The organism is Acrocarpospora sp. B8E8, from assembly GCF_039871605.1.
GTDB classification, from domain to species: domain Bacteria; phylum Actinomycetota; class Actinomycetes; order Streptosporangiales; family Streptosporangiaceae; genus Acrocarpospora; species Acrocarpospora macrocephala.
The window spans coordinates 52904-77267 of the sequence record NZ_JBDPLV010000039.1 but is presented as its reverse complement, the minus strand read 5'-3'; the positions used below and the strand labels follow the sequence as shown (position 1 = coordinate 77267).

Here is a 24364-nt window from a genome sequence, read left to right as displayed (position 1 = left end):
CGCGGGACGGGGATGTGCCGGGCACCCGTGCCCGGCACATCCCCCCGCGATCGAAAGGCATACGTTGAACCGGGCCCACTACCGCTACTTCCTCGTGTTCACCCTGCCCGCGCTGGCGGTCTACGTGGTGTTCGCGGCGCTCCCGCTGGTGAACTCCATCTGGTACAGCCTGTACGACACCGACTCGGGCGTCGCCAGGTTCGTCGGGCTGGACAATTACGTCTACCTGTTCACCAACCCGACGACGAGCGAACGGTTCTGGAACGCGCTCACCAACAATGTCGAGTTCTTCCTGATCCACCTGGTCGTGGAGGTACCGCTCGGGCTGCTGCTGGCCGCGCTGCTGACCTCAGGGCGACTGCGCAGGTCGACGGGGCTGTACCGGACGTTGTTGTTCATCCCCACCACGTTGTCGGTGGTGATCGTTGGGTTCGTCTGGCGGCTGATCATCAACCCGTTGTGGGGCCTGGTCGAGTTCCCGCTGCTCGGCGACGAGCGCACGGCGCTGCCGACGATCTCGCTGATGTCGGTGTGGCAGTACGTCGGCATCCCGATGATCTTCCTATACGCCGCACTGCTCGCCGTTCCCGTGGACGTCCTGGAGGCGGCCCGGGTGGAGGGCGCGGGTTCCTGGTCGGCGTTCTGGCGGATCAAGTTCCCGCTGATCGCGCCGCAGTTCGGGCTGATCGCGATCCTGACCTACATCTGGACCTTCAACGGTTTCGACCTGGTCTTCGCCCTCAACGGGTCGGCGCCGGGGCCCAACTACAGCACTGACATCCTCGGCACCCTGTTCTACCGGACCTTCTTCGGGTCCAGCGGCCAGTTGTCGGACCTCGATCTCGGCGCGACCGTGGCCAGCGTGATCTTCCTGATCATTCTCGTCGTCACCGGCGCGTATTTCGGGTTGCTGCACCGCCGGCTGAAGTCCTATGAACTGTGAGTGGTGGCATGACTGCTATGACCAAGACGCGGGTTTCCGACCGCGCCGGAACGCTGGTGGTGCACGGCCTGCTTATCGTGTTCGCGCTGCTGGCGATCGCGCCGATCCTCGTGATCGTGGTGAACTCGTTCAAGACCACCCCGGCGATCTTCGAGCAGCCGTTCGCGCTCCCGGGCTCCGACACCTTCAGCCTCGCCGGGTACGAGCGTGTGTTCGGCCGCGGGCAGTTCGTCACCAACTACGGCAACAGCCTGATCGTCACCGTGGCCAGCACAGTGCTGACCCTGGTGCTCGCGACGCTGGCGGCCTTCGCCCTCACCGAGTACAAGGTGCGCTTCGCGCCGCTCGTCGGCGGCTTCTTCGTGCTGGGCATCATGTTGCCGATCCGGCTCGGCACCGTGCCGATCATCAAGACGATGATCTCCTGGCAGCTCATGGACACCCTGGTCGCGCTGGTCCTGGTCTACACCGCGATGAGCCTGCCGCTCGCGATCGCGCTGCTGATGACCTACTTTCGGGCGGTGCCGGTGGGGGTGAAGGAGGCCGCCCGCATCGACGGCGCCGGTGAGCTGCGCACGCTGAGCATCGTGTTGCCGATGGTGCGCCCCGGCCTGGCGGCCGTGGCCTCGGTCACCATGTTGCCGATCTGGAACGACCTGTGGTTCCCGCTCATCCTGGCGCCCAGCCGGGAGAACCAGACGGTGACGCTCGGCGTGCAGCAGTTCGTGGGGCAGTTCCTCAACGACTATCCGGCGCTGCTCGGCGCCCTGACGCTCGGCGCGGTGCCCCTCATCGTGCTGTTCGTCGTCTTCTCCCGGCAGTTCGTCCAGGGTCTGAGCGCGGGCATCGGCAAGTGAACGGATCAGCGCTGGACACGGGGCGGCGGGACCGCTCCGCCCATCCGCAGGAAGAACGTGCGCAGCCGGTAACGGTCGCCTCGGTAGCAGACCATCGAGGAGAACAGCGGCGTGTCGGCGCCGCTGAGGACGAGCTGGCGCATCATCAGCACTGGCTTGCCCACCTCGAGTTGCAGGTGGCCGGCGAGGTAGTCGTCGGCCTCCCGGGCCTCGATCGTGGCGTTGGCTTTGACCGGGTCGAGGCCGACGGCGGCGATGTGCTCGTAGAGGGAGCCGGTGCTGAAGTCGAGGTCCGCGAAACCGGGCACGAACTCGGCCGGGACCTGGGTGAGGTCCAGCGCGGTCGGCACGTCGTTGAGCAGCCGGACCCGTTCGAGCACGAACAGCGGGGTGCCCGGGGCGATCGCGAGCTGCTCGGCCTCGTCGAGGTTGGCCGGGACCACCTCGTGGCGCAGCACCGTCGAGCTCGGGGTCAGGCCCATCTGGCGGGCGGTCTCGGTGAAGGACTCCAGGCTGTTGGGCCACTCCCGGGTAGTCGCGCCCGCGCTCGACGCGACATACCACCCGCGGCCGTGCGAGGCGCTGAGCATTCCCTCGTCGACGAGGGTGCGCAGCGCCTTGCGCAAGGTGACCCGGCTGATGCCCAGGCGCTCGCACAACTCGCGCTCGGGGGGCAGGCGGCCGCCCGGCTTCAGCACTCCGGTGCCGAGCTGGTCCTTGATGAGATTCACCGCCTGGATCCACAACGGCTCAGGATGATCGGCGTGGATCGACGCGGGCGTCGAGGCGTTCACGATCGCATTATCGCGGAAGCCCTGTCGCATATGCAAACCACAGAAGACCAGATGAGTCCGGTCTTCCGTGTGGGCGATTTCGCGACAGTTTCCCACTTACGGGCATAAACAGGCAGCTTGTTGACGCCGAATGGCAGTCCAGGTTGCGTCATCCCGTACCGCCATCGCAATATTGGTATTGTGTGGTACGCATTTTGGTATTAATCTGGTCCTGAGAGGAGTCATCGTGACCGAAGTACAGCCCGCCAGCCGGGCGCTCAGCACGCTCCGCGCCGACGAGATCTCGGCGGCGCGGGAGATCCTCGCCCGCCACGACCTGCTGACCCCCACGACCCACGTCGCGTACGTGGGCCTGAAGGAGCCGGACAAGCGGCGGACGCGGGAGGCCGGGCCGGCGCCGCGCCAGTTGCGCGCGATGCTCGTCGACATGGGCGACGGCAGGTCCCACGACGTACTGGTCTGCCCCGAGGAGGACCGGCTGTTGTCGGTCACCGAGCTGGACCTGGCCCGCGACGGCCAGGTCCCGGTCATCATGCTCGAGTTCGCGATGGTCGAGGCGATCGTGCACGCGGACGAACGCTGGCTCGAGGCGATGCGCCGCCGCGGCCTGACCGACCTGTCGGTCCTGCGGGTGCAGCCGCTGTCGGCCGGCCCCGCGATGACGGAGAACGAACGAGGCCGTCGCCTTCAGCGCACCCTCACCTTCCTCCAGAAGGACGCGAGCGACCTGCCGTGGGCCCACCCGGTCGACGGCGTGGTCGCCTACGTCGACGTGATCGAGAAGAAGGTCGTCGAGGTGCTCGACACGGCGCTACTGGCCGTGCCGCAGGAGGACGGCAACTTCCACCTCCCCGCGTTCAACGGTCCGGTCCGCCAGGGCCTCAAGCCGATCGAGATCACCCAGCCGGAGGGCCCGAGCTTCACCATCGACGCCGACAATGTGCTGGAGTGGCTCGGCTGGCGGGTCCAGGTGTGCTTCGACTCGCGCGAGGGCGTGGTGCTGCGCGACGTCTCCGTCAACGACGGCGGGTGGCAGCGTCCGGTGGTCGACCGCGCGTCGATCGCCGAGATGGTCGTCCCGTACGCCGATCCGAGCCCGCAACGCTGGTTCCAGACCTTCTTCGACGGCGGCGAGTACCTGCTCGGCAACTTCGCCAACTCCCTGGAACTGGGCTGCGACTGCCTCGGCGAGATCACCTACCTGGACGCGGTGGTCGCTGACAACGCCGGCCAGCCACGGGTGATCCCGCAGGCGATCTGCATCCACGAAGAGGACTACGGCGTCCTGTGGAAGCACACCAGCCACTTCACTGGATCGAGCGACGTGCGCCGCAACCGCCGGCTGGTGATCTCCTTCTTCGTCACGGTCGGCAACTACGACTACGGCTTCTACTGGTACCTCTACCTCGACGGCACGATCGAGCTGGAGGTCAAGGCCACCGGCGTGGTCTTCACCTCCGGCCACCCCAACCCCGGCGGCGACTACCCGTACGCGACCGAGGTCGCTCCCGGGCTCGGCGCGCCGCACCACCAGCACCTGTTCGCCGCCCGCCTGGAGATGGCCGTCGACGGGCCCGCCAACTACGCCGAGGAGATCGACGCGGTGGCCGTGCCGCGCGGCCCGGAGAACCCGACCGGCACCGGCATCACCCAGCGGGTGACCCGGTTGCGCAAGGAGAGCGACACGCCACGCCTGGCCGATGGCGGACGCGGGCGGGTGTGGCGCATCGGCAACCCGGAGGTGCGCAACCGGCTCGGCCACGACGTCGCCTACGTGCTGCATCCGGAGGGCCAGCCGGTGCTCCTGGCCGACACCGAGTCCGACCTGTACGGCCGGGCCAGATTCGCCAGCGGCCACCTGTGGGTCACCGCGTATGACCACGAGGAGCTGTATCCCGCCGGGGACTTCGTGAACCAGCATCCGGGCGGCGCGGGGATGCCGGCCTGGGTCGCCGCCGACCGCGACATCGACGGCACCGACATCGTGGTGTGGCACACGTTCGGGCTGACGCACTTCCCGCGTCTGGAGGACTGGCCGGTCATGCCGGTGGACACCACCGGCTTCAAACTCAAGCCCGCGGGCTTCTTCGGCCGCAACCCGACGCTGGACATTCCCGCGTCCACCGCACAGCACTGCTGCAACTCGTGACTAACTGATTCTGGGGAAAGAATGTCAACGCCGAAAGAAGGTCACATCTCCTTCGTCTCCGCCCGGGCGGGGCAACTCGCCGCGCTGCGGGAGGCGATCGAGCGGCTGGGCCATGAGGTCACGGCCCGGCAAGCCGATGGATGGTTCCGCGGCAGCGGGCCGATCTTCGTCGCCATCGGGGCGAGCCATGCCGCAGCCTGCGCGCCGACGTGGATCCTGCGGCGACGCGGAGTCCACGCCTGGCGGCTGAGCGCCGGTGACCATCCACTGCCGTTCCCGGCGAGCAGCCACCCGCTGATCGCGGTCTCGCAGAGCGGCCGCAGCTCCGAGACGCTGGCCGTGCTGGAGTCGGTGGACCCGCACCTGCGGTACGCGGTGACCAACGCCGCACCGTCGCCGATCGCCACCGTGGCCGAGCGCGCGCTGTCGCTGGGCGGCATCCCCGACAGCTACGCCTCGACGATCGGCTACACCGCGACCATCGTCGCCCTGGGGATGATCGCGGAGGCGTGGGGCGGCGGCACGGTGGACCCGTCGTGGACGCGGCTGCCGGACCATCTGCACGACCTGGGGGAGACCCTCGGCGCGCACGCGGACGCGCTGGCCGCCCCGTTCGCCAATGCCCGCGCCGGTGACTTCGTGGGTGGCGGCCCGTCGGCCGGTTCGGCGGAGGCCGGGGCGCTGCTCTTCCGGGAGGCGGTACGGCTGCCGGCCGCCGCGATGAGCACCCGGCAGTATCTGCACGGCGCGATGGAGTCCGCCGGGAACACCATGCACGTGCTCTTCGGCGACGAGCGGGAGATCACGCTGGCCCGCACCCTGGCCGCCGCCGACCATCCGGTGATCCTGGTGACCTCGGAGGACGTCACGCCCGGACCCGCCCTCCAAGTGGTGGGCCTGCCCGCCGTGCCGCCCAGCCAGCGTGCCCTGCTGGAGGCCGTGGTCCTCCAGTCACTGGTCGCCCGTACGGCCGAGCGCGCCGGCATCGACATCGAGGAGTTCGTGTTCGACAACGCCGACACCAAGGTCGAGGCGGCGTTGTGATCGTCCTGGTCGGCCTGGACATCGGGGGGACGAAGACCCACGTGCGGGTGGAGACCCTCGACGGCCGTCTGTTGGCCGACGTGGTGGAGCCCAGCGAGACCTGGTCCGCCACGCCCGCGGACGACGCGGCCCGGTGGATCGCGGCCGTCGTCGAGCGCCACCGCCCCGAGGGTGCCACCGTCGCGGCGGTCGCCGCGGGCGCGCAGGGGTGTGACGACGAGGAACACTGCGCCGAACTCGGCCACGCGCTGACAGCCGCCGCCGGGGTCCCGGCCGTGGTCACCAACGACGCCGCGCTGCTCGTCCCGGCCGCCGGGCTGGAGTCGGGCATCGGGGTGATCTCCGGCACCGGCTCGATCGCCGTGGCGGTACGCCCCGGCGGCGGGCTCGCCTTCACCGGCGGCTGGGGCTGGGTCATCGGCGACGAAGGCAGCGCCCCGGCGCTGGTCCGGGAGGCGGTCCGGGCCGCGCTCACCCGGAACGACGCCGGGGACACCTCCGACGTGCTGCTGCCCCTGCTGATCGAGGCGTTCGGAGTGGAGAACGCCGTGGGCCTCGCCCGTACCGTCAACGACATCCCCACGGCCGAGCACTGGGCGCCGCGAGCACCCACCGTGTTCGCGGCGGCCGCGCGCGGGTCGGCGGCCGCGCGCGCCACCATCACCGCCGGTGCCGAGAGCCTCGCGTACCTGGTCGGCGTTTTGGTCGCGCGAGGGGCGGGGACGTCCGACGTCGTTGCGGCCGGCGGGGTCATGACGAGCCAGCCCGACCTGTTCGATGCCTTTTGCGACGCCGTCACCCGCGACCGTCCCGGGCTGACCGTGCGCCTGCTGAGCGAAGCGCCGGTGGCGGGCGCGGTCGCGCTCGCCCGGCGTCTCCATGGAGTTTCCCCAACCCTGAGCTGAGGAGCGGACATGTCCGTGAACTACGACACCGCCACGTTGGTGGCGAGGGACAAGGCGACTGGCGAGCACCTGGGCACGGTGCCCGGATCGACGACCTCCGACGTCGACCACGCGGTGGATCGCGCCGCAGCGGTCCAGCCCGGCTGGGCCGCGCTGCCCTACACCGAACGGGCGGCGGTCCTGCGCCGCGCGGCCGAGCGGCTCACCGCTCGGGCCGCGACGCTGCGGGAGCTGATCGTACGGGAGACCGGGTGCATCCCCGGCAAGGCCGACTACGAGATCGGGGCCGCCACCGGTGAGCTGTTCGAGGCCGCCGCGCTCGCCGCCCGCCCCATCGGCGAGCTGCTGCCCTCCAACCACGCCGGCCGGTTCAGCCTCGCCGAGCGCCTGCCCCTGGGCGTCGTGGCGGCCATCACCCCGTGGAACTTCCCGCTGATCCTGGCCATGCGCGTCATCGCGCCCGCGCTCGCGCTCGGCAACACGGTCGTGCTGAAGCCGTCCCCGGAGACGCCGCTGTGCGGCGGCGCCGAGCTGGCCTCCCTGTTCGCGGACGCGGGCCTGCCCGACGGGGTGTTCCAGGTGGTGCAGGGCGGCGCCGAGGTCGGTGAGCGCCTGGTCGCCCACCCGTCGACCGCGATGGTGCACTTCACCGGCTCGACCACCGTCGGCCGCGCGATCGCCGCCACGGCGGGCGGCCTGCTCAAGAAGGTCTCCCTGGAGCTGGGCGGCAACAACGCGCTCGTCGTCCTGGAGGACGCCGACCTGGAGCAGGCCGCGATGATCGGGGCCTGGTCGAGCTTCCACTACCAAGGCCAGACCTGCATCACCGCCGGACGGCACGTCGTGCATGCCGGCATCGCTAAGGCATACATCGCCGAACTCGGCCGCCGGGCCGCCGCGATCCAGGTCGGCGACCCGCACACCGAACCGGTCGGGCTGGGCCCGATGATCAACGACCGCCAGTGGTCCCGCGCGGACGCGATGCTGGCCGAGGCCGTGGCCGGGGGAGCGGCGATCGTGACCGGCGGCCCGGCCGAAGCGCCGTTCTTCCGGCCGACCGTCGTCACGTCCGTCACCGAGGACACGCGGCTGTGGCGGGAGGAGATCTTCGCACCGATCGCTCCGGTGCTCATCGTCGAGAGCGACGAGGAGGCCGTGCGGGTGGTCAACGACACCGAATACGGGCTGGTCAATTCGGTGGTCACCGCCGACCTGCGCCGCGGGCTGGCCGTCGCGCGGCGGCTGCGCGGCGGCATGGTGCACGTCAACGACGCGACCCCGCAGGACGAGGCGCTCGCCCCGTTCGGGGGCATCGGGCAGTCCGGGCTGGGCGGCCGGTCGGGAGGTGACTCCAACCTGGAGGAGTTCACCTACCGGCGCTGGCTGACCACGACCGACCAGCCGGTCCACTACCCCTATTGACCTCAGACCGCCACACAATCGTGCCACCGTCGGACCGGATGCTGGTGACCGTGACCTCCGGCCCGCCCTGTACCGCTTCAAAACCCGTCATTCGGGGCTTGAGCTGGGGTTCTCTCCTGCGCGGCTATGCGGCTCTGTAATACTCGTTGATCAGCCCGTCGAGCACCGTGCGGCGGTGGATTCGGCCTTCGATCGAGATGACCGTCGCTTCGTCATGATCGGGTGGCCGTTGCCGGCGGGCTCGGGAGCGGTCTGCGCGGGTGGGGCCGCCGGGGGAATCCGTCCGGCCCGTACCAGCCCTACGAGGTACTCCAGGAGTTGGTCGAGCGTGATCTCCCGAGACATGACAGCATCGGCCAAGCAGCCGTGCCACAGATCGTCAGGTTCGTAAGGGAGATGCATGATCTCCGGGGTGATGTCATGTGCGACGACTTCGCCCAGGCCCCCAACATCGAAGGGAGTCGCGCACATGGCGATGCTGTCGGAATCGGTCGATGCCGTCATCGGGGTCGACACCCACCGCGATAGCCACAGCGCCTGCCTGGTCAACCCGCTCGGCGGCGAGCTGGCCGCCATCACCGTCGCCGCCGACGCCGACGGGTATGCGCATCTGGTCCGCCGGGCCACCGAGCACACCCCAGGGCCGAAGGTCGTCTGGGTGATCGAGGGCACCCGCAGCCACGGTGCCGGCCTGGCCCGTATCCCGCGCGCCACTGGCCATCAGGTCATCGAGTCCGATCGGCCCAAACGCGTCAGACGGCGTGGGAGCGGTAAGAGCGACGCGCTCGACGCCCGCCGCACCGTCATGCAGCGTCTGGCCCGCCGCCGCCTTCGACCTGCGCAGACGGTGCGCCCAGAGGTGTTGACACCATCTGGTAGGGATCTCAAACGGTAAGGTCATCCGTAGCCCGTAGATCCCGCATGGTGATTCAGGGTCTCACGGTCGACATCGTAATCGCATGAGCGATGTCGTACGGATGTCGTATGCGACATCGCGGTGAGATTTGACGCCGCACAAGTTGTGACGTCGCTCGGCCACCTGATGGCTGGTGTCGAGGAGGACGTAATCACGACCGCTGAAGGTCGGCGCCGTAGCGTAGTCCGTCGACGAGGAGCGCGACCATGCGCTGGGTGTAGGCGTCGTCGTCCGGTTCGACGATGCCGCTGATGGCGCGCAGCAGGTCGTAGGGGATGACGTCGGATCGGATGTCCCCGGCTGCGGCTGCGGCGTCCAGCAACTGCTTCACGGCGGGGACGAAGCGCTCCATGTAGTACGGGAGCAGGCCTTGATAGGCGGGATCGCCGGAGTGCAGGGCGGATTTGAACCCGCGCTTGGCGGCGACGAACCGTGCCAGGTGCCGCAGCCAGCGGGTGAGGGCCTCGACCGGCTCGTGCCGGTCCGCCAGGGCGGGGGCGGCCTCAGCGCACGCGTCGACCTCGTGGCGGAAGACGGCGGCGATGAGGTCGGAGCGCTGCGGGAAGTGACGGTAGAGGGTGCCCGCCCCCACGCCTGCCCTGGCTGTGATCCGTCGCACGGGGGCGTCCACCCCGTCGGAGGCGAAGACCTCGGCGGCCGCGGTCAGCAGGGCGTCCACGTTGCGCTGAACGTCGGGCCGCACGCGGCGGGCGGCCGGTGCTTCGGTGGTGCGATCAATCATGGCGGGTAACCCCGTGCGCTGCTGAACAGTGTTCCATATTCTATGGACTGAACGATGTTCCACTTTTAGTTTAGCGGACGCGCGACCAGCAGCGCACGCAGGAGGACAACCATGCAGTACCGCACACTGGGCCGGACCGGCATCAAGGTCAGCCCCTACGCGCTGGGCGCGATGATGTTCGGCGCGTCCATCGGCAACCCCGACCACGACGACTCGGTCCGCATCATCCACAGAGCGCTGGATGCGGGGATCAACTTCGTCGACACCGCCGACGCGTATTCCCGCGGCGAGTCCGAAGAGATCGTGGGAAAGGCGCTCAAGGGGCGTCGCGACGACGTCGTCATTGCGACCAAGGTGCATCTCCCGATGGGGGATGATCCCAATCAGCAGGGCGCCTCGCGGCGCTGGATCATGGCCGAGGTCGAGAACTCGCTGCGTCGCCTGCAGACCGACCACATCGACCTCTACCAGATCCATCGGCCGGACCCCGACCCGACATCGAGGAGACGCTGTCCGCGCTCTCGGATCTGATCCGCAGCGGAAAGGTCCGTGCGATCGGGTCGTCTACGATGCCCGCCTCCGACATCGTCGAAGCCCAGTGCGTGGCCGAGCGGCGCGGCCTGGAACGGTTCCACACCGAGCAACCGACGTACTCGATCCTCGGCCGTGGCATCGAGGCCGAGGTGCTGCCCGTCGCCCAGCGCTACGGGATGGGCACGATGGTGTGGAGCCCGCTCGCGAAGGGGATGCTCACCGGGCGCATCCCTAAGGGCCGGCAGACCGACCTCCGCCGCGCTGCCATCCTCACGAGCTTCAGTGATGAGCGCCGGCTCGACGCCGTCGAGCAGCTCATTCCGCTCGCCGAAGAGGCGGGCCTGCCGATGACACACCTCGCGATGGCGTTCGCGATCGCTCATCCTGGTGTGACCAGCGCGCTCATCGGGCCGCGCACGATGGAGCACCTCGACGACCTGCTCGCCGGCGTCGACGTCACGCTCACCGACGAGATCCTCGACCGGATCGACGAGATCGTCCCGCCCGGCACCGATATCGGCACGCCCGACAAGTCCGCCTACCTTCCTCCGGCCCTCCAGCGCGGGGCCCTCCGCCGTCGACCCGTCAGCGAGCGAGCCGCCGCCTGGCCGCATCCCCTCACCGCTCCCGCACGGCGGGCGCGTCGCCTGACCGTCGGTATCCCATCGCCTATCCGGACAAAGGATTTCAAGGAAGCGACGATAGAAATGAAAAACGTAGCAATTCGGATCAATGGTGCCGCGGTTGCGCCGCCGGCCGACCCGCGTGTGTCCCTGTTGGATTTTCTGCGGGAGACGCTGCATCTGCATGGTACGAAGAAGGGCTGTAATCAGGGCGCGTGCGGCGCCTGCACGGTGCTGGTCGACGGCGAGCGCATAGTGTCGTGCCTCGCGCTCGCGGTGCAGTACGTGGGCCGCGACATCGTCACGATCGAGGGGCTGGCGGGCCAGGACGGGCCGCATCGGCTGCAGCAGGCGTTCATCGAGCACGACGGCTTCCAGTGCGGTTACTGCACGCCCGGTCAGATCTGTTCGGCGGTGGGCATGGCGGCGGAGGCGAGGCGTGGGCTGCCGAGCCACGTGACGGACGACCTGTCGGCCAGGCGGATCGCACTCACCCGTGACGAACTGCGTGAACGGATGAGCGGCAACCTGTGCCGATGCGGAGCGCACAACGGCATCATCGCCGCGATCGCCGAAACCTATGCGGGGGCGGCGGAATGATCCCCCCTCACCTACGCCCGGGCCCGCGACGCGGCCGAAGCCATCCGGTTCGCCGGGGCGAGGGACGCCACGTATCTCGGCGGTGGCACGAACCTGGTCGATCTGCTGCGCGAGGGGGTCGAGCGACCGGCCGCGCTGGTCGATGTGACGGGCCTGCCCGCGACCATCACCAAGCGCCGGAACGGCGGCCTGCTGATCGGCGCGGCAGTCCGGAACACCGCGCTGGCCGAGGATCGCGATGTCCGCACCCGCTACCCGGTGCTGGCCCGCGCGATCCTGGCGGGTGCGTCGGCGCAGATCCGCAACATGGCGACCGTCGGCGGCAACATCCTGCAGCGGACGCGGTGCGCCTACTTCTACTACATCGACGGATCGCGCTGCAACAAGCGCACCCCCGGCCAAGGCTGCGACGCGATCGGCGGGTTCAACCGCACGCACGCGATCCTCGGCGCGTCCTCCGCGTGCGTGGCCACCCATCCGTCGGACATGTGCGTGGCGCTCGCCGCACTCGACGCGGTCGTCCACCTCGAAGGGGCCGCAGGCGCGCGCACGCTGCCACTGACGGAGCTGCACCGGCTGCCGGGCGATCACCCTGAGGTCGAGACGCTGCTCGAACCCGGCGAACTGATCACAGCGGTCGAACTGCCGCCGCCGGCCTCTGGAGCACGCTCGGCCTATCGCAAGGTACGCGACCGGGCCAGTTACGCCTTCGCGCTGGTGTCGGTCGCCGCCGTCCTGGAGGTGAAGAACGGCAGGGTCAAGGACGTGCGGCTGGCACTGGGCGGGGTCGCGCACAAGCCCTGGCGCGCCCGAGAGGCGGAGAACGCGCTCAAGGGTGGGCCCGCCACAGCACGGGCCTTCCGCGCGGCGGCGGAGGCCGAGCTCGACGCGGCCACTGCCCTGCACGACAACGGGTTCAAGATCGAGCTCGCGAACCGTACGATCACCGCCGTACTCGCCGAGCTGGCAGGGAGGAAGTGACGCATGAGTAACGTGGAAGGTTCCGGCCGGCCCACCCAGCACGAGGGCGCGGCACAGCAAGATACGTCGTTGACCCGGCGGGGCGTGCTCGGCATTTTCGGTGCCGCCGGTGCGGGTGCGTTGGTGTCGACGTTCACCGGCCCGCCCGGAGTGGGCCCGGTGAGCTTGGTGTCCGAAGCCGCGCCCGAGGTGTCGGTCCAGCGCGGCAGCGGGTGGGTCGGTGCCGCGCTGTCGCGTATCGACGGTCCGCTCAAGGTGCGGGGCATGGCGCGGTTCGCGGCCGAGTTCGCGCTCGACGACATGGTCTATGCCGCGCTCGTCTTCAGCACGATCGCCAAGGGACGGATCGCCACGCTCGACACCGGCGCTGCGGAGGCGGCGCCCGGGTTCGTGCTCGTGATGACTCACCGCAACGCTCCCCGGATGCAGCCGATGGTGCCGTTCGGGCCGAACGAGAAGGCGGCAGGCAACGACAACCTTCCGATCATGCAGGACGACCGGGTCCGCTGGAACGGCCAGCCGATCGCGGTCGTGCTTGCCGAGACCCAGGAGCAGGCCGACCACGCCGCCTCGCTGATCCGGGTCACCTACGAAGCGGAGCCCGCGACCACGTCTTTCGCGCAGGCGAAGGCGAACGGCACCGAAAGCGCCGTGTATTTCCACCATGAGATCGGTGATGCGGAGGCCGAGTTGGCGGCTGCGGCGGTGTCGGTGGATGCCACCTACCGCACGCAGTATCAGAACCACAACGCCATCGAGCCGCACGCGGTCACCGTGGCATGGCATGGCGACGAACTGGTGGTGCACGACGCGTCGCAGTCGGTTGTGCACAATGCCTGGTCGCTCGCCCACATCCTCGGTATCGAGGAACGACAGGTCCACGTCACCTCGCCCTACGTTGGTGGCGCCTTCGGCGGGAAATTCATGGGGAGCCATCAGGTGCTGGCCGCGGCGGCGGCCAGGCTCGCCGGCCGCCCGGTGCGGCTCACGCTCTCCCGCGAGGGGGTGTACCAGATGGTCGGTGGCCGCGCGTTCACCGAACAGCGGATGGCCATCGGCGCCCGCCGGGACGGTCGCTTCGACGCGATCATCCACACCGGGACCGCCACGCACACCAGGGACAGCCCGCATCCCGAGGCGTTCCCGTTCGTGAGCCTCAGCGCCTATGCAACGGGCAGCTTGAAGACCGATCTCCAGTGGGCGTTTCTGGACCAGGTCGCCAACGCCGCCATGCGCGCCCCGGGAGAAGCAGTCGGCAGCTTCGCCCTCGAGAGCGCAGTGGACGAGGTGGCGGTCGCCCTTGGCATGGACCCGATCGAGCTGCGGATCCGCAACGAGCCCAAGACCGATCCACTCAACGGCGCCGAGTTCTCCTCCCGCAACGTCGTCAAGGCCTGGCGCGACGGCGCGGAACGGTTCGGCTGGGCGAAACGCAACCCGATCCCCGGCGCGGTCCGCAAGGGCGAATGGCTGGTCGGCATGGGCTGCGGGACCGCTTCGCACATCTACAACCGGGAGAACGGTGGGGCGGCGCGGCTCACGCTGACCAGCGACGGCACCGTCACGGTCGACATCGCCACACATGACGCGGGCATGGGCACCGAGACCGCACAGACCCAGATCATCGCCGAGAACCTGGCACTCCACCCGGACCAGGTCGAGTTCCGGCTCGCCGATTCCGCTATGCCCGGCCTGGTCGCGGGCCGCGGGTCCAGTCAAACCACCACCGTCGCGGGGACTGTGGTCGAGGCCAAGAAGATGCTGGTCGCCGAACTACTCACGCTGATCCGTGCCGACTCACCGCTCGCGGGGCTCACCGCACAACAGGTCGGTCCCCGCAACGCCGGCCTCGCCAAACTCGACGACCCCACCCGGCACGAGACCTACACCGCCATCCTCACCCGCGCCAAGCGCGACAAGGTCACCGTCGAGGCGAGCCCTGACGAACCAACGGAAATGAACGAGCGGTCAATGCACTCCTACGGGGCGATGTTCTGCGAGGTCCGCGTCAACGCCGTCACCGGCGAGACCCGGGTCAGCCGCATGCTCGGCTCGATGGACTGCGGGCGGGTCATCAACCCCAAGACCGCGGCCAGCCAGTTCCGCGGCGGCATGATCATGGCCATGGGATTGGCGCTGACCGAGCACACCCACTACGACGAGCGCACCGGCCGCATCATGAACCCCAGCCTCGCCGAGTACCACATACCCGTACACCTGGACGTGCCGGAGATCGACGTCATCTGGACCGGCATCCCCGATCCACACGCACCCATGGGCGCCCGCGGCATCGGCGAGCTCAGCGTGACCGGCACCGCCGCCGCCATCGCGAACGCCATCTACAACGCCACCGGCAAACGCATCCGCGAACTACCCATCACCCTCGACAAACTCATGTGACGGCAGCCCCGGTCGGGAGCGTGCCGCGTCGGCAGTGCACCGCCGCTCAGAGCCCGGCGTTCGGCGTGGGGCTCATGAGTGAATCCCGCTGGGTTGCGGATCGCGACGCCGGGGCTTGATGGTGATGGCGTAGGCGGTTATCGCGAGGCCGGCGGACCCGATCGTGACGAGACCGAGAGGGACGGCGGTGTCGGCGCCGCCGAGGCCGACCAGGGGCACGGAAAGGCCGCATAACCGAGTCTCCACGCTTTCAGGGGATGGACACTTGGGCCTTCCCCCGCGGAAGTGGACACGCATCGGGGGTTGTCACGCGGCTAGCGTGATCGTGTCGGATTGCCGCGGATATCGGTGTTCGCAGGCGATCGGGCTGAGATAGCCGTTGGCCGAATGCCTGCGGTGGGTGTTATAGCGGACCAGCCACCGGAACACGGTGTTTCGCCCGAACCGGAACCGATCCCGATGATCATCAAGTTGCTCGCTTATGAAACATCCGGGCCGAGCCCGGGGACCGCTCCGCAACGACCTGTCCCGCACAGCCCGCCCGACCTGTGAAGAGGATCGGATCGGATTCGAAGTCGAACGGGCCGTCCTCGAGGCGGCGTTGTGGAGCGTGACGATCGGGTCGGCTGTGTCCTGAGCGTTTGATCAGTCGGTATGCCGCGCGATCAGCGCCGAGGCGGTGATGGCGGCCTCTCGTCTGGCTGCATCGAGCGGGTTCGGCAGGTCGTCCAGCACGCCTTGGGCGAGGAACACCGCGTGGCCGTGGGCGCTGGCCGCGATGGCCAGAATCAGTCGACGCGCCCGGTGTTCATCGCCGCACAGGGCTCGGGCGGGCGCAGACAGTTCGGTGAACAGCGCCCGGCCGGCCGCGGCGAGTTCGGGGAAGCGGGCCTTGTCCAATCCGGCGGCGAACATGAGTTCGAACAGAGCTGGTTGGTCGGCGGCGAACTCGACGTAGGCGGCGGCGAACGCCGCCAGCTGGGCGCCGGGATCGGTGTGCTCGGCCATGGCGATGCGGTAGCGCTCGCGCTGCTGGCTGTATGCGCGCACGGCCAGCGCGGCCAGCAGCGCGTCGCGGTCAGGGTAGTGCTTGTAGGGCGCGGCCACGCTGACCCCGGCGCGGCGACTGGCCTCGGCCATGGTGAATCCGCCGATCCCCTTGGTGTTCAGGAGTTCCAGGGCGGCCTTCTCCAGCGCGTGGCGCAGATCGCCGTGGTGGTGGCCGCTCGGCCGCTTGACGTCCGCTGACATGGAGCTAAGGTTAGTGCCACTTACCTGGTTAGTGTCATTAACCTTCGAGATGGAGGTCATCATGTCCGATGTCGATCTGGGGCTGGACGTGCATCACACCAGCCTGTCCGTGGCGGATCTCGACGCGCAGAGCACCTGGTACCAGCACGCGCTCGGCCTGCACGAGATCGTCGAGGAGTACCGGCTCGACGAGCCTGCCGTGCGCACCGTGGTGCTGCAATCGCGTTCCGGCGTGCGGCTGGAGCTGATCGAACGGGCTGGCGCGACTCGTAGCCGCGCCCACACCGACCCGTTGGACGCCGCGAGCACGCTCGGGTTCGGCCACTGGGCGGTCTCGGTCCGCGACCTGGACACCGCGTTCGCGGCCATTGTGGCGGCCGGCGGCCGCGAGGTGTGGCCGCCGGCCGACGCCGTGCAGCCGGGCGCTCGATTCGCCTACGTCAAGGACCCGGAGGACAACCTCATCGAGCTGATCCAGCCGCCCGCGCGATCTGCGGCCCCGATGCCTTCGACGGGCCGGTCCGCCAGCGCTCCAGATCCGAGACCTTCTTCCCCGGCGGCACCTCCAGCAGCAGGTCCAGCACCGCCCGCTGCTGCGCGCTGAGCAGCACGGCGAGGGTGTCGTGCAGTTCCCGCGTGGCGCGTTCCCGCTCGCGAGCGACCAGCCGGGTCAGCGTGCTGATCCCGGGCAGCAGCACGTCTTCCGTTCCAAACCTCTCTGACCCCCGAACCGGCGAGGTGGGCGGCCCGGCGCCCACGACGGTGGTTCCAGCGCCTCCTCCACGATCTCGAAGTCGGCGTCCATCTCACGGCACAAGATGCAGTCGTTCCGAGCGTGGGGGTAGGGCAGCTCGTGCCGGTATCGGAGCCCTTGACGAGCGGAGGGCTCAGGCCCGCAGGGTGCCAGTTCCGGGTAGCGACTCCTGCTCCGTGGGTCCGGCCCAGCTGGCCAGCAGTTTCAGGCGTTCTGCGGAGGGCGAGCCGGGTTCGACCGTGGAGACGCCCAGGGTCTGCTCCGGGTCGTCGGCCGCGGTGAACGCCTCGTAACCCAGGACGAGTTCGCCGACGACGGGGTGGTGGTAGCGCTTGGTGCCGTGCGTGCGCTGGAAGACGTCGTGGTCGGCCCACCAGCTGCGGAAGTCGGCGTCGCGGATGGAAAGTTCGCCGACCAGTTCGGCCAGGGCGGGATCGTGCGGGTGGCGTCCGGCGTTCAGGCGCAGGGAGGAGACGATGCCGCGGGCGGCGTCCTCCCAGTCGGCGTAGAGCGACCGGAAGTAGTCGTCGAGGAAGATCAGGCGGGCGATGTTGCGGTCGCGGGCGGGCAGGGCCTCGAAGTCCGTGTAGAGGGCCCGGCCCAGGCGGTTGCTGGCCAGTACGTCCATGCGCCGGCCCAGCACGATGGCCGGGACCTCGGTCAGGCTGTCCAGCAGCAGTCGCAGGCCCGGGCGGACGCGTTGGGGCGGCAGCGTGCGCGGCCGGCTGCGGGTCGGCCGGGCAAGCCGGAACAGGTGCGCCCGCTCCAGCTCGTTGAGCCGCAGGGCACGCGCGATCGCGTCCAGGACCGATTCGGAGACGTTCGCGTGGCGGCCGCGCTCCAGCCGGACGTAGTAGTCGACGCTGACGCCGGCGAGCTGGGCGACCTCCTCGCGCCGCAGGCCAGGAACGCGCCGGGCCCCGGGGTGCGGCGTCAGGCCCGCCTCCTCCGGGGTGATCTTCGCGCGGCGGGTGCGCAGGAAATCCCGTAGCTCCGTGTTCGGTTCCTTGCCCATGGCACCACGGTAGACCAGCACCTCCGCGGCACGGGCCTGCCAGAGGGGGCCTGCCGGACCCCCGGTCCCGCTGGGCCTCCCGTCCTGGCCACGAGCGGTGCTTGGGTCCTTTCACAGTCATCAAACACAAGGAAGCGACGGATGAAGCACAGAATTCTCGGCGGGACCGGCCTGTCGGTGAGCGAATACGGGCTCGGCGCGATGATGTTCGGCGCGATGGGCAACACCGACCACGATGAGTCGATTCGCATGATCCATACGGCGCTGGACGCCGGTGTCAACCTCATCGACACCGCTGACGTGTACTCCGGCGGCGAGTCGGAGGTGATCGTGGGCAAGGCCCTTAAGGGCCGCCGGGACGACGTCGTGCTGGCGACCAAGTTCGGGCTGCCGATGGGCGAGGACCCCAACCGCCGCGGAGGCTCGGCACGCTGGATCCGCCGGGCGGTCGAGGACAGCCTCCGCCGCCTGGACACCGACCACATCGATCTGTACCAGATGCACCGGCCGGACCCGCGCACCGACGTCGACGAGACCCTCGGCGCCCTGTCCGACCTGATCCGCGCCGGGATGATCCGCGCCATCGGTGGCTCTTTCTTCTCGCCTGAGGAGATCGTGGAGGCGCAGTGGACGGCCGAGCGCCGCGTACACCACCGCTTCCGCACCGAGCAGCCGCCGTACTCGCTCCTCACCCGCGGGGTGGAGAACCGCGTGCTGCCCACCGCCCAGCGGTACGGCATGGGCGTGTTGACGTTCGGCCCCCTCAACTCCGGCTGGCTGTCCGGCCTCGCCGACCCCACCGCGGGGCACCGCAACGCCGGGCTGGGCGCGAAGATGTTCGACCTCTCGCAGCCCGGCGTACGCGCCAAGGCCGACGCCGTGCGGAAACTCAACGCCCTGACTGCCGAGGCCGGCCTGCCGCTCGCTCACATGGCAACCGCCTTCGTCCGCGCCCACCCCGCGGTCACCGCGGTGCTGATCGGCCCCCGCCGCCCCGAGCACCTCGACGATCTCCTCGCCAGCGCCGATGTGGAACTCAGTGACGACCTCCTCGACCGGATCGACGACATCGTGCCGCCTGGCGTCGACGTCAACCCAGGGGACTTCTATATTGACCTCCCCCCTCCCATCACCGACAAGCGCCTGCGCCGCCGCTGGTGAGAGGGCACAGCGACGACGAGTTCGGCGGGGGTCGGCAAAGCAGCTGGTACGGGCGATGGACGAGTTCGACGTCCGGTTCCGTACCGGCCGCGGCCACCGCGCGTGCGTGCCTCCCGAATGTCATCGCGGTGCAGTCGGAACTGTCCCCGCCACGATTGTCGGCGTACAAGTAGAAGGGCAGAACCAGGTACAGGCAGCAGTAGTACACAATGTTGTGCGCCACTTCGCCGGGGTCACCCGATAGCCGACCCCCCACGAGGCGGGGACCGCGGTCAAGGGTTCTCCACCCGTGTCCGTGCGACCAGATGTGATCAGCTCTCGCTGCTTGTGCCGGCCGATGAGGTCGTCGTGGTCGTGGTCGTGGGCTCAGCGGTTGGTTCTGCCGTCCAGGAGCCGAGGATGCGCAGGCCGTGGTGGGAGCTCGTGCCCGGTTCGGCGGTCAAAACCATGAGGCGTTGCTCGCTACCGTCGGGGCTGGCCCACATGTCGCAGTCGAGGATGAGTTCGCCGACGATCGGGTGACGGTAGTGCTTGGTGCCGTAGCTGGTGCTCGCCACCCGATGGGAGGCCCACCAGGTGCGGAAGTCCGGGTCCTGTACCGACAGCTCCCCTACGAGGGCGGATAGCTGGGGGTCGTCGGGGTGGTGGGCGGCCTCCATACGCAGGGAGGCCACGCTCGTGCGCGCCGCGTCCTCCCAGTCGGCGTGGAGGTCGCGTATGACAGGGTCGGTGAACAGGAGGCGCACGTAGTTGCGCTGGTTTGCGGGGATCTGCGCGAAGTCCGTGAAGAGCGCGGCCGCACCGGCGTTCCAGGCGAGGATGTCCAGGCGCCGGCCGAGTACCATCGCCGGGGTCTCGGTGAGCTGGTCGAGCAGGCGCCGCATGGCCGGGCGGATTCGCTGGGGCGCTCGACGGCGTGGTCGCGCCGGAGCCTTGCCGGCGAGCTCGTACAGGTAGGTCTGCTGGTCGTTGTCAAGGCGCAGGGCCCGCGCGAGCGTCGTCAGGACCGAGGCGGATGCCTGAACCCGGCCCTGCTCGAGGCGGGTGTAGTAATCGACGCTGATCGCCGCGAGCTGCGCGACCTCTTCCCGGCGCAGGCCCGCGACTCGGCGCAGCGCATCGCTGTCGGGCAGCCCGACGACGCGCGGCGTCAGTTCGGCGCGGCGGGCTTTGAGGAAGTCGCCGAGCTCGGACGGGCGGCTTGGTGCGGGGCTCATGGCTTCCATTGTCCGCCCGGAACCGCGCGCGGTGGCAGGGCGGGTTTCTTCCCTGGGACCCGGAATCCCAGGCAAGAACCCGTCTCTTTTGCGCGTGTGAGTCCGGCGCGAGCCTGAATCCGTGCCCCGCACGCCGCTGAGGCAGCGGAGCTCGAGAAGTATCCGGCTCCTCTGGGACATCGACATACATCGACATGGAGACACGATGAAGACGGACGTCACGTTCGACAGCGCCGGTGTCAGTTTCCGAAGTCGTCTGCACGAATGCGCGAAGTGGTCTGCACACCCGCAGTGTGCAGACCACCGGGTGACGTGCGGCGTAGGTGTGCCGGTGCGGTGGGGGGTGTCCCTCGTGTTGATATGGAACTCCCGTCGCTACGGCGAGCCGCCACGCTGTTGATCGTCTAGAGGGATCGAGTGGTGAGCCGAGACCGGCCTCGGGGGAACAATGCGCGCCCTGGCCGACCCTGGGCTGAGCGAGGGGCCGCTAGTCAGGCGAATGAGGTCCTTTCGTTCGCCTCCGGGCCGGTTGGAGAGGTGTGCGGGCGCAAGGTCTGGGTCGAGCGATCAGCAATCCAGTCGCTGACCTGACCATCAGCGTCAGTGACCCGGACCGACATGCGCTCTCCCGCAGGGAATCGGAGAAGATCACCAAGGCGCGGTTATCGCCGACGTGTCCCGCGCCGACGGCGTAGGCCGTCCCTTGGAGCTCCGCCGCCGCCAGCAGCACCGGCCGCGCCTCGACCCGTGCGCCGAGCACGGCGTCGAAGTTGGTCAAGCGCAGTAGTTGCCCGTCCTGGGTGCCAATGAACACCTCGATTGGATCGCCGCCCTCGTCACGGCGAAGCACGAAATCGGACACCCGTACGCGCAACTCCACGGACTGACCGGAAGCCTGAGCCACCACCTCCCGCAGGTCCGCGCCATCCAGAAAGATCCCCACCAACTGGGCGACGCTACACAGCAGCATGCCCTCGGCGTCGAAGACCGCGGCGCCCGCAGGCAAGGGAATGACCTGACTGTCCCCATTCCGGCTGACCTGGCCGGAGACGGAGATCAGACGTTCTCGAATCAGGTCGCGAAATTCCAGGTGCGGCTGCCCCAGCCGACCGAGAGGCCCGTCCGCAGGGATCGGCCTTTCCGGCGTCACCAGCTCAATGCCGTAGTAACAGGCTTTGGCGGCCGCGCCCACGGTGAAACCGCTGGAGGAGACCATTACCATCTGATCCAGCTCCAAGTCCGCCTGCTTGGTGACCACCTGCTCGACCCAGGTGATGTCCGGTTTCTGGATATGGTCACGGCACTCGACCCCGATCCGCACCTGCCTCCCATCACGAGCATGGCTGGTGATGAGGACGTCGACTTCACGCAAGCCCGCCCCTGTACGGTCAGGCAGCATCGCCGACTCGGTGACCACGGCGTCGGCATCGACATGTGACCGGATGAAGTAGACGACCGCCTGGAAATCATTGGACCGTGCGGGCATGCGGACACGGTAGCGGTGGGGGCCGACGGTTTCTGTTCGCCCCCGGTGTGCGCGGCCGCGGGGGTGAGGATGGCCCCCGCGATCAGTGCCGGCGGCAGGGCGGGGCGAGGTGCTCGGTGACGGCATCACCCCCCTCGGCGAGGCCGTCCTCGGCGCCATCCCCGGCGGCGGCATCAAAGCCCAGAAGGGCACCTGCGTGTCCGTGGCACTGGTCACCGGCGTGGCCGCGCTGCTGGTGAGCCTGCAACGCCATCGCGGTCGGTCCCTCGATCCGCTCGCGGTGCGCGACGCGCTGCTAGCCACCGCCCGCCCCTGCACCCCGACCAGGCCCACGGCCGCCCCGAGCGGTGCCTGAACGGCTACCTCGACCTGCCCGCCTCCCACCTGTTCCCCCTCCTGCCGCTGCTGCCCCATCTCCCACCGGCTCCCCCAGCCGTACGCTCCGAGGCACCGCCGCCACCGGCAGTTCCAAAGGCGGCATCGCGGCTCAGCGTGCGCCTGGTCACTCTCGCCGACCGGCCTGACCTGGCCGCTGCCGGTCCCGCCGGCCAGCAGGAGGAGTCCACGTCCGGGGCGGTCAGCACGCCCTGTTCGATGATCTGCGCCTGGCCGCCGTCCATGCCGGACCTCACCGTCGCGCACGCGAGTACGGAACAAACGCACCGTAGCGCACAGGACTGCTGACAATCCGGTGCTTCACAGTCCTCTGCACAGAGCCGCGAATGCCCAGGACGTCGGTGCGCGCGACTTCAGAAAGTGACAGTGCTGGCATTCAGCCGCACCCGGCTGGTCGCCGTCGCGGCGACGGTCCACAGCAGCATCGGGTCGAGGTAAGGCTTCATCCGCGGCGGGTACGGCTGCTCTTTGCCCGGATAGATGCTATGCATATCGGCCGGCTGGACTAGGCGATCGCCGACCCGCAATGTGTCGTAGCCAAGGTCCTCGATCCCGCGGCAGAACGCGCTCAGGCAGCGGCGCTGCTGATAGCGGGCCCGACTATGGGAAGTGTGGAACCAAGCTTCATTGGCGAGTCCTTTCGGTGATCCGTCAACCGTTTGCTCAGACGGGAAGTTCGGTGATGCTGAGGGCGAAGTCCAAGTTCCCCACCCCGTGGTTGGCGAGGCCCACCGTGACCACGCCCGCTCCTTCCAGCCAGTGCGCCATTTTCAGGCCGCCGACGTCCAGCGGGCGCAGCCCGAGGCTCTCGATGAGCGCCTCCACACTTGCCTTGGCCTGCGCATTATCGCCGGCGATGAAGACGTCGGGCCGACCCCTCTCCAGGACATGACGGAAGATGGTGTTGAACGCCTTCACCACGCTGGCGCTGGCCGGGGCCGCCTTGGCGACTTCCTGCGCGATCGAGGTCTCCTCGCGGTGGGCTAGCCCGTCGAACGTGGAATTGAAGGGATTGCTGATGTCGACGATGACCTTGCCCGCGAGAGCGTCTCCGTACTGGGCGACGACCGGCACGACACCGTCGTACAACAAGGCCACGATGACGATGTCCCCCGCCGGGGCGGTGCCCCATTCTCCCGTCGTGGCGCCGCCGCCGAGAGCCTTGGCCAGGTCAGCGGCCTTGGACTGATCGCGGCCCATGACTTCGACGGTGTTGCCGCCCGCTACCGCCCGCGCGCCGATGGTGCGGGCCATGTTCCCGGTGCCGATGATGCTGATGTTGCTCATGAGCTGTCCTGCCCTGGTTGTGGTTGTTCGGTTTAGATGGCGGTGGTGCCGCCGTCGACGACGAGTTCCATGCCGTTGACGTAGCTGGAGTCGTCGGAGGCGAGGAAGAGGGCGGCGGTGGCGATTTCGTCGGGGCGGCCCATCTGGCCGCGGGGGATGAGGGACTCGAACTGGCGCTTGGTGGCCTCGTCGAAGAGTTCTTCCTGCTTGGCGGTGGCGACCTGGCCGGGGGTCAGGACGTTGACGCGGATGCGGCGGTCCTTGAGCTCGTTGAGCCAGATGCGGGCCCAGGCCTGCTGGACGGCCTTGCTGCCGGCGTAGACGCTCCAGCCGGGGAAGGCGCCGAGGGAGGCGTTGGAGCCGGTCATGAGGATGGAGCCGCCGTCGTTGAAGAGCGGAAGGGCCTTCTGGACGGTGAACAGGGTGCCGCGGGCATTTAGCCCGAACCAGGTGTCGAACTGGGCCTCGGTGATCTCGCCGAGCGGGGCGGGCTCGCCGCCGCCGGCGCTGGCCCACAGCACGTCGAGGCTTCCCTTCTCCCGCTTGACAGCGTCGTACAGGCGGTCCAGGTCGTCCAGGTCGGCGGCGTCGCCCTGGACGCCGGTGACGTTGCGGCCGATCTGCTTCACGGCCTCGTCCAGGGCCTCCTGGCGGCGGCCGGTGATGAAGACGTGCGCTCCCTCATTGACGAACAGCTTCGCGCCGGCCAGCGCCATGCCGGTGGTGCCGCCGGTGATGACCGCGACCTTGCCGTCAAGCTTTCCCATAGTCGCTTCCTTGGGTCGGTGGTGCCGTGCGCACCAGGGGTGACGATGTTATGTAAACCGATCTGTGTGCTTACGGTACGGGGTGGGCGGCCGGAACGCAAACTATGTACACCGGTCGTT

At 69.0% G+C, this 24364-nt stretch carries 23 protein-coding genes and 2 pseudogenes; 16 read left to right on the top strand and 9 right to left on the bottom strand.

Annotation, left to right across the window (positions count from 1 at the left end):
• Positions 1-64 precede the first annotated feature (64 nt).
• Complete coding sequence (locus ABGB08_RS32025; RefSeq protein WP_347597757.1) at positions 65-943, top strand: sugar ABC transporter permease; 879 nt, start codon at positions 65-67, stop codon at positions 941-943.
• Positions 944-960: 17 nt separating this feature from the next.
• Positions 961-1800, top strand: coding sequence for a carbohydrate ABC transporter permease (locus tag ABGB08_RS32020; RefSeq protein WP_347597754.1), 840 nt, complete (start codon positions 961-963; stop codon positions 1798-1800).
• A 5-nt stretch (positions 1801-1805) separates the two neighbouring features.
• On the opposite strand, the gene ABGB08_RS32015 is transcribed toward ABGB08_RS32020, so the two are convergent.
• Complete coding sequence (locus ABGB08_RS32015; RefSeq protein WP_347597751.1) at positions 1806-2594, bottom strand: GntR family transcriptional regulator; 789 nt, start codon at positions 2592-2594, stop codon at positions 1806-1808.
• Between the two features lie 226 nt (positions 2595-2820).
• On the opposite strand from ABGB08_RS32015, the gene ABGB08_RS32010 reads away from it, so the two are divergent.
• The 5 genes from ABGB08_RS32010 to ABGB08_RS31990 all read left to right on the top strand — a co-directional run bounded on the left by ABGB08_RS32010 (position 2821) and on the right by ABGB08_RS31990 (position 9009).
• Positions 2821-4743 (top strand): primary-amine oxidase, encoded by a 1923-nt coding sequence (locus ABGB08_RS32010; RefSeq protein WP_347597748.1) that lies wholly within the window; start codon positions 2821-2823, stop codon positions 4741-4743.
• Positions 4744-4764: 21 nt separating this feature from the next.
• A complete protein-coding gene (locus ABGB08_RS32005) occupies positions 4765-5787 on the top strand; it encodes a hypothetical protein (RefSeq protein WP_347597745.1) in 1023 nt (340 codons plus the stop codon).
• The gene (locus ABGB08_RS32000) at positions 5784-6692 is read left to right on the top strand and encodes a BadF/BadG/BcrA/BcrD ATPase family protein (protein WP_347597742.1); all 909 of its coding nucleotides are present in this window, start codon (positions 5784-5786) and stop codon (positions 6690-6692) included. Before ABGB08_RS32005 ends, ABGB08_RS32000 begins: the two co-directional genes overlap by 4 nt.
• Before the next feature lie 9 nt (positions 6693-6701).
• Complete coding sequence (locus tag ABGB08_RS31995) at positions 6702-8114, top strand: aldehyde dehydrogenase family protein (RefSeq protein ID WP_347597739.1); 1413 nt, start codon at positions 6702-6704, stop codon at positions 8112-8114.
• A 469-nt stretch (positions 8115-8583) separates the two neighbouring features.
• Positions 8584-9009 (top strand): transposase, encoded by a 426-nt coding sequence (locus tag ABGB08_RS31990; protein WP_347597736.1) that lies wholly within the window; start codon positions 8584-8586, stop codon positions 9007-9009.
• Positions 9010-9181: 172 nt separating this feature from the next.
• On the opposite strand, the gene ABGB08_RS31985 is transcribed toward ABGB08_RS31990, so the two are convergent.
• The gene (locus ABGB08_RS31985) at positions 9182-9772 is read right to left on the bottom strand and encodes a helix-turn-helix domain-containing protein (RefSeq protein ID WP_347597734.1); all 591 of its coding nucleotides are present in this window, start codon (positions 9770-9772) and stop codon (positions 9182-9184) included.
• 111 nt (positions 9773-9883) lie between these two features.
• Here ABGB08_RS31985 and ABGB08_RS31980 point away from each other — a divergent pair, with 111 nt between their 5' ends.
• The 5 genes and pseudogenes from ABGB08_RS31980 to ABGB08_RS31960 all read left to right on the top strand — a co-directional run bounded on the left by ABGB08_RS31980 (position 9884) and on the right by ABGB08_RS31960 (position 14910).
• Positions 9884-10303: an aldo/keto reductase gene (locus ABGB08_RS31980; RefSeq protein WP_347597732.1), complete on the top strand. Its 420-nt coding sequence runs from the start codon at positions 9884-9886 to the stop codon at positions 10301-10303.
• Positions 10270-10746 (top strand): annotated as a pseudogene (locus tag ABGB08_RS31975) (aldo/keto reductase); the annotation flags it as partial. The gene ABGB08_RS31980 and the pseudogene ABGB08_RS31975, both read left to right, overlap by 34 nt.
• Before the next feature lie 267 nt (positions 10747-11013).
• On the top strand, positions 11014-11529 hold the full coding sequence (locus tag ABGB08_RS31970; RefSeq protein ID WP_347597834.1) for a 2Fe-2S iron-sulfur cluster-binding protein: 516 nt from the start codon (positions 11014-11016) through the stop codon (positions 11527-11529).
• Positions 11530-11541: 12 nt separating this feature from the next.
• Positions 11542-12510 (top strand): annotated as a pseudogene (locus ABGB08_RS31965) (xanthine dehydrogenase family protein subunit M); the annotation flags it as partial.
• 3 nt (positions 12511-12513) lie between these two features.
• On the top strand, positions 12514-14910 hold the full coding sequence (locus ABGB08_RS31960) for a xanthine dehydrogenase family protein molybdopterin-binding subunit (protein WP_347597729.1): 2397 nt from the start codon (positions 12514-12516) through the stop codon (positions 14908-14910).
• Between the two features lie 72 nt (positions 14911-14982).
• Here ABGB08_RS31960 and ABGB08_RS31955 read toward each other — a convergent pair whose 3' ends face one another.
• On the bottom strand, positions 14983-15156 hold the full coding sequence (locus ABGB08_RS31955; protein ID WP_347597726.1) for a hypothetical protein: 174 nt from the start codon (positions 15154-15156) through the stop codon (positions 14983-14985).
• Positions 15157-15555: 399 nt separating this feature from the next.
• Entirely contained in the window at positions 15556-16161 is a 606-nt protein-coding gene (locus ABGB08_RS31950) for a TetR/AcrR family transcriptional regulator (RefSeq protein WP_347597723.1), read from the bottom strand.
• Positions 16162-16222: 61 nt separating this feature from the next.
• On the opposite strand from ABGB08_RS31950, the gene ABGB08_RS31945 reads away from it, so the two are divergent.
• Positions 16223-16765 (top strand): VOC family protein, encoded by a 543-nt coding sequence (locus tag ABGB08_RS31945; protein WP_347597720.1) that lies wholly within the window; start codon positions 16223-16225, stop codon positions 16763-16765.
• Between the two features lie 283 nt (positions 16766-17048).
• On the opposite strand, the gene ABGB08_RS31940 is transcribed toward ABGB08_RS31945, so the two are convergent.
• A complete protein-coding gene (locus ABGB08_RS31940) occupies positions 17049-17930 on the bottom strand; it encodes a helix-turn-helix transcriptional regulator (RefSeq protein ID WP_347597717.1) in 882 nt (293 codons plus the stop codon).
• Between the two features lie 141 nt (positions 17931-18071).
• Between ABGB08_RS31940 and ABGB08_RS31935 the strand changes: the two genes are divergently transcribed.
• The gene (locus ABGB08_RS31935) at positions 18072-19091 is read left to right on the top strand and encodes an aldo/keto reductase (RefSeq protein ID WP_347597714.1); all 1020 of its coding nucleotides are present in this window, start codon (positions 18072-18074) and stop codon (positions 19089-19091) included.
• Positions 19092-19402: 311 nt separating this feature from the next.
• Here ABGB08_RS31935 and ABGB08_RS31930 read toward each other — a convergent pair whose 3' ends face one another.
• Together ABGB08_RS31930 and ABGB08_RS31925 are read right to left on the bottom strand one after the other, a co-directional pair.
• Entirely contained in the window at positions 19403-20308 is a 906-nt protein-coding gene (locus ABGB08_RS31930) for a helix-turn-helix domain-containing protein (protein ID WP_347597711.1), read from the bottom strand.
• Positions 20309-20795: 487 nt separating this feature from the next.
• Positions 20796-21794 carry a hypothetical protein gene (locus ABGB08_RS31925; RefSeq protein WP_347597708.1) on the bottom strand — a complete coding sequence of 333 codons (999 nt, stop codon included), beginning with the start codon at positions 21792-21794 and terminating at the stop codon, positions 20796-20798.
• Positions 21795-21879: 85 nt separating this feature from the next.
• On the opposite strand from ABGB08_RS31925, the gene ABGB08_RS31920 reads away from it, so the two are divergent.
• A complete protein-coding gene (locus ABGB08_RS31920) occupies positions 21880-22149 on the top strand; it encodes a hypothetical protein (protein WP_347597705.1) in 270 nt (89 codons plus the stop codon).
• 137 nt (positions 22150-22286) lie between these two features.
• Positions 22287-22478 (top strand): hypothetical protein, encoded by a 192-nt coding sequence (locus ABGB08_RS31915; protein ID WP_347597702.1) that lies wholly within the window; start codon positions 22287-22289, stop codon positions 22476-22478.
• 375 nt (positions 22479-22853) lie between these two features.
• Here the strand turns inward: ABGB08_RS31915 and ABGB08_RS31910 are convergent, their stop codons facing one another.
• Together ABGB08_RS31910 and ABGB08_RS31905 are read right to left on the bottom strand one after the other, a co-directional pair.
• Positions 22854-23477: an NAD(P)-binding domain-containing protein gene (locus ABGB08_RS31910; RefSeq protein WP_347597699.1), complete on the bottom strand. Its 624-nt coding sequence runs from the start codon at positions 23475-23477 to the stop codon at positions 22854-22856.
• A 32-nt stretch (positions 23478-23509) separates the two neighbouring features.
• Entirely contained in the window at positions 23510-24244 is a 735-nt protein-coding gene (locus ABGB08_RS31905) for an SDR family oxidoreductase (RefSeq protein ID WP_347597696.1), read from the bottom strand.
• Between the last annotated feature and the right edge of the window lie 120 nt (positions 24245-24364).

Bases quoted from the DNA above. Each gene is read 5' to 3' on its own strand.
- ABGB08_RS31925 (WP_347597708.1), bottom strand. From the start codon at position 21,794: ATGCCCGCACGGTCCAATGATTTCCAGGCGGTCGTCTACTTCATCCGG.
- ABGB08_RS31930 (WP_347597711.1), bottom strand. From the start codon at position 20,308: ATGAGCCCCGCACCAAGCCGCCCGTCCGAGCTCGGCGACTTCCTCAAA.
- ABGB08_RS31945 (WP_347597720.1), top strand. From the start codon at position 16,223: ATGTCCGATGTCGATCTGGGGCTGGACGTGCATCACACCAGCCTGTCC.
- ABGB08_RS31935 (WP_347597714.1), top strand. From the start codon at position 18,072: ATGAAGCACAGAATTCTCGGCGGGACCGGCCTGTCGGTGAGCGAATAC.
- ABGB08_RS31970 (WP_347597834.1), top strand. From the start codon at position 11,014: ATGAAAAACGTAGCAATTCGGATCAATGGTGCCGCGGTTGCGCCGCCG.
- ABGB08_RS31990 (WP_347597736.1), top strand. From the start codon at position 8,584: ATGGCGATGCTGTCGGAATCGGTCGATGCCGTCATCGGGGTCGACACC.
- ABGB08_RS31985 (WP_347597734.1), bottom strand. From the start codon at position 9,772: ATGATTGATCGCACCACCGAAGCACCGGCCGCCCGCCGCGTGCGGCCC.
- ABGB08_RS31995 (WP_347597739.1), top strand. From the start codon at position 6,702: ATGTCCGTGAACTACGACACCGCCACGTTGGTGGCGAGGGACAAGGCG.
- ABGB08_RS31905 (WP_347597696.1), bottom strand. From the start codon at position 24,244: ATGGGAAAGCTTGACGGCAAGGTCGCGGTCATCACCGGCGGCACCACC.
- ABGB08_RS31960 (WP_347597729.1), top strand. From the start codon at position 12,514: ATGAGTAACGTGGAAGGTTCCGGCCGGCCCACCCAGCACGAGGGCGCG.
- ABGB08_RS31950 (WP_347597723.1), bottom strand. From the start codon at position 16,161: ATGTCAGCGGACGTCAAGCGGCCGAGCGGCCACCACCACGGCGATCTG.
- ABGB08_RS32020 (WP_347597754.1), top strand. From the start codon at position 961: ATGACCAAGACGCGGGTTTCCGACCGCGCCGGAACGCTGGTGGTGCAC.
- ABGB08_RS31940 (WP_347597717.1), bottom strand. From the start codon at position 17,930: ATGGGCAAGGAACCGAACACGGAGCTACGGGATTTCCTGCGCACCCGC.
- ABGB08_RS31910 (WP_347597699.1), bottom strand. From the start codon at position 23,477: ATGAGCAACATCAGCATCATCGGCACCGGGAACATGGCCCGCACCATC.
- ABGB08_RS31980 (WP_347597732.1), top strand. From the start codon at position 9,884: ATGCAGTACCGCACACTGGGCCGGACCGGCATCAAGGTCAGCCCCTAC.
- ABGB08_RS32005 (WP_347597745.1), top strand. From the start codon at position 4,765: ATGTCAACGCCGAAAGAAGGTCACATCTCCTTCGTCTCCGCCCGGGCG.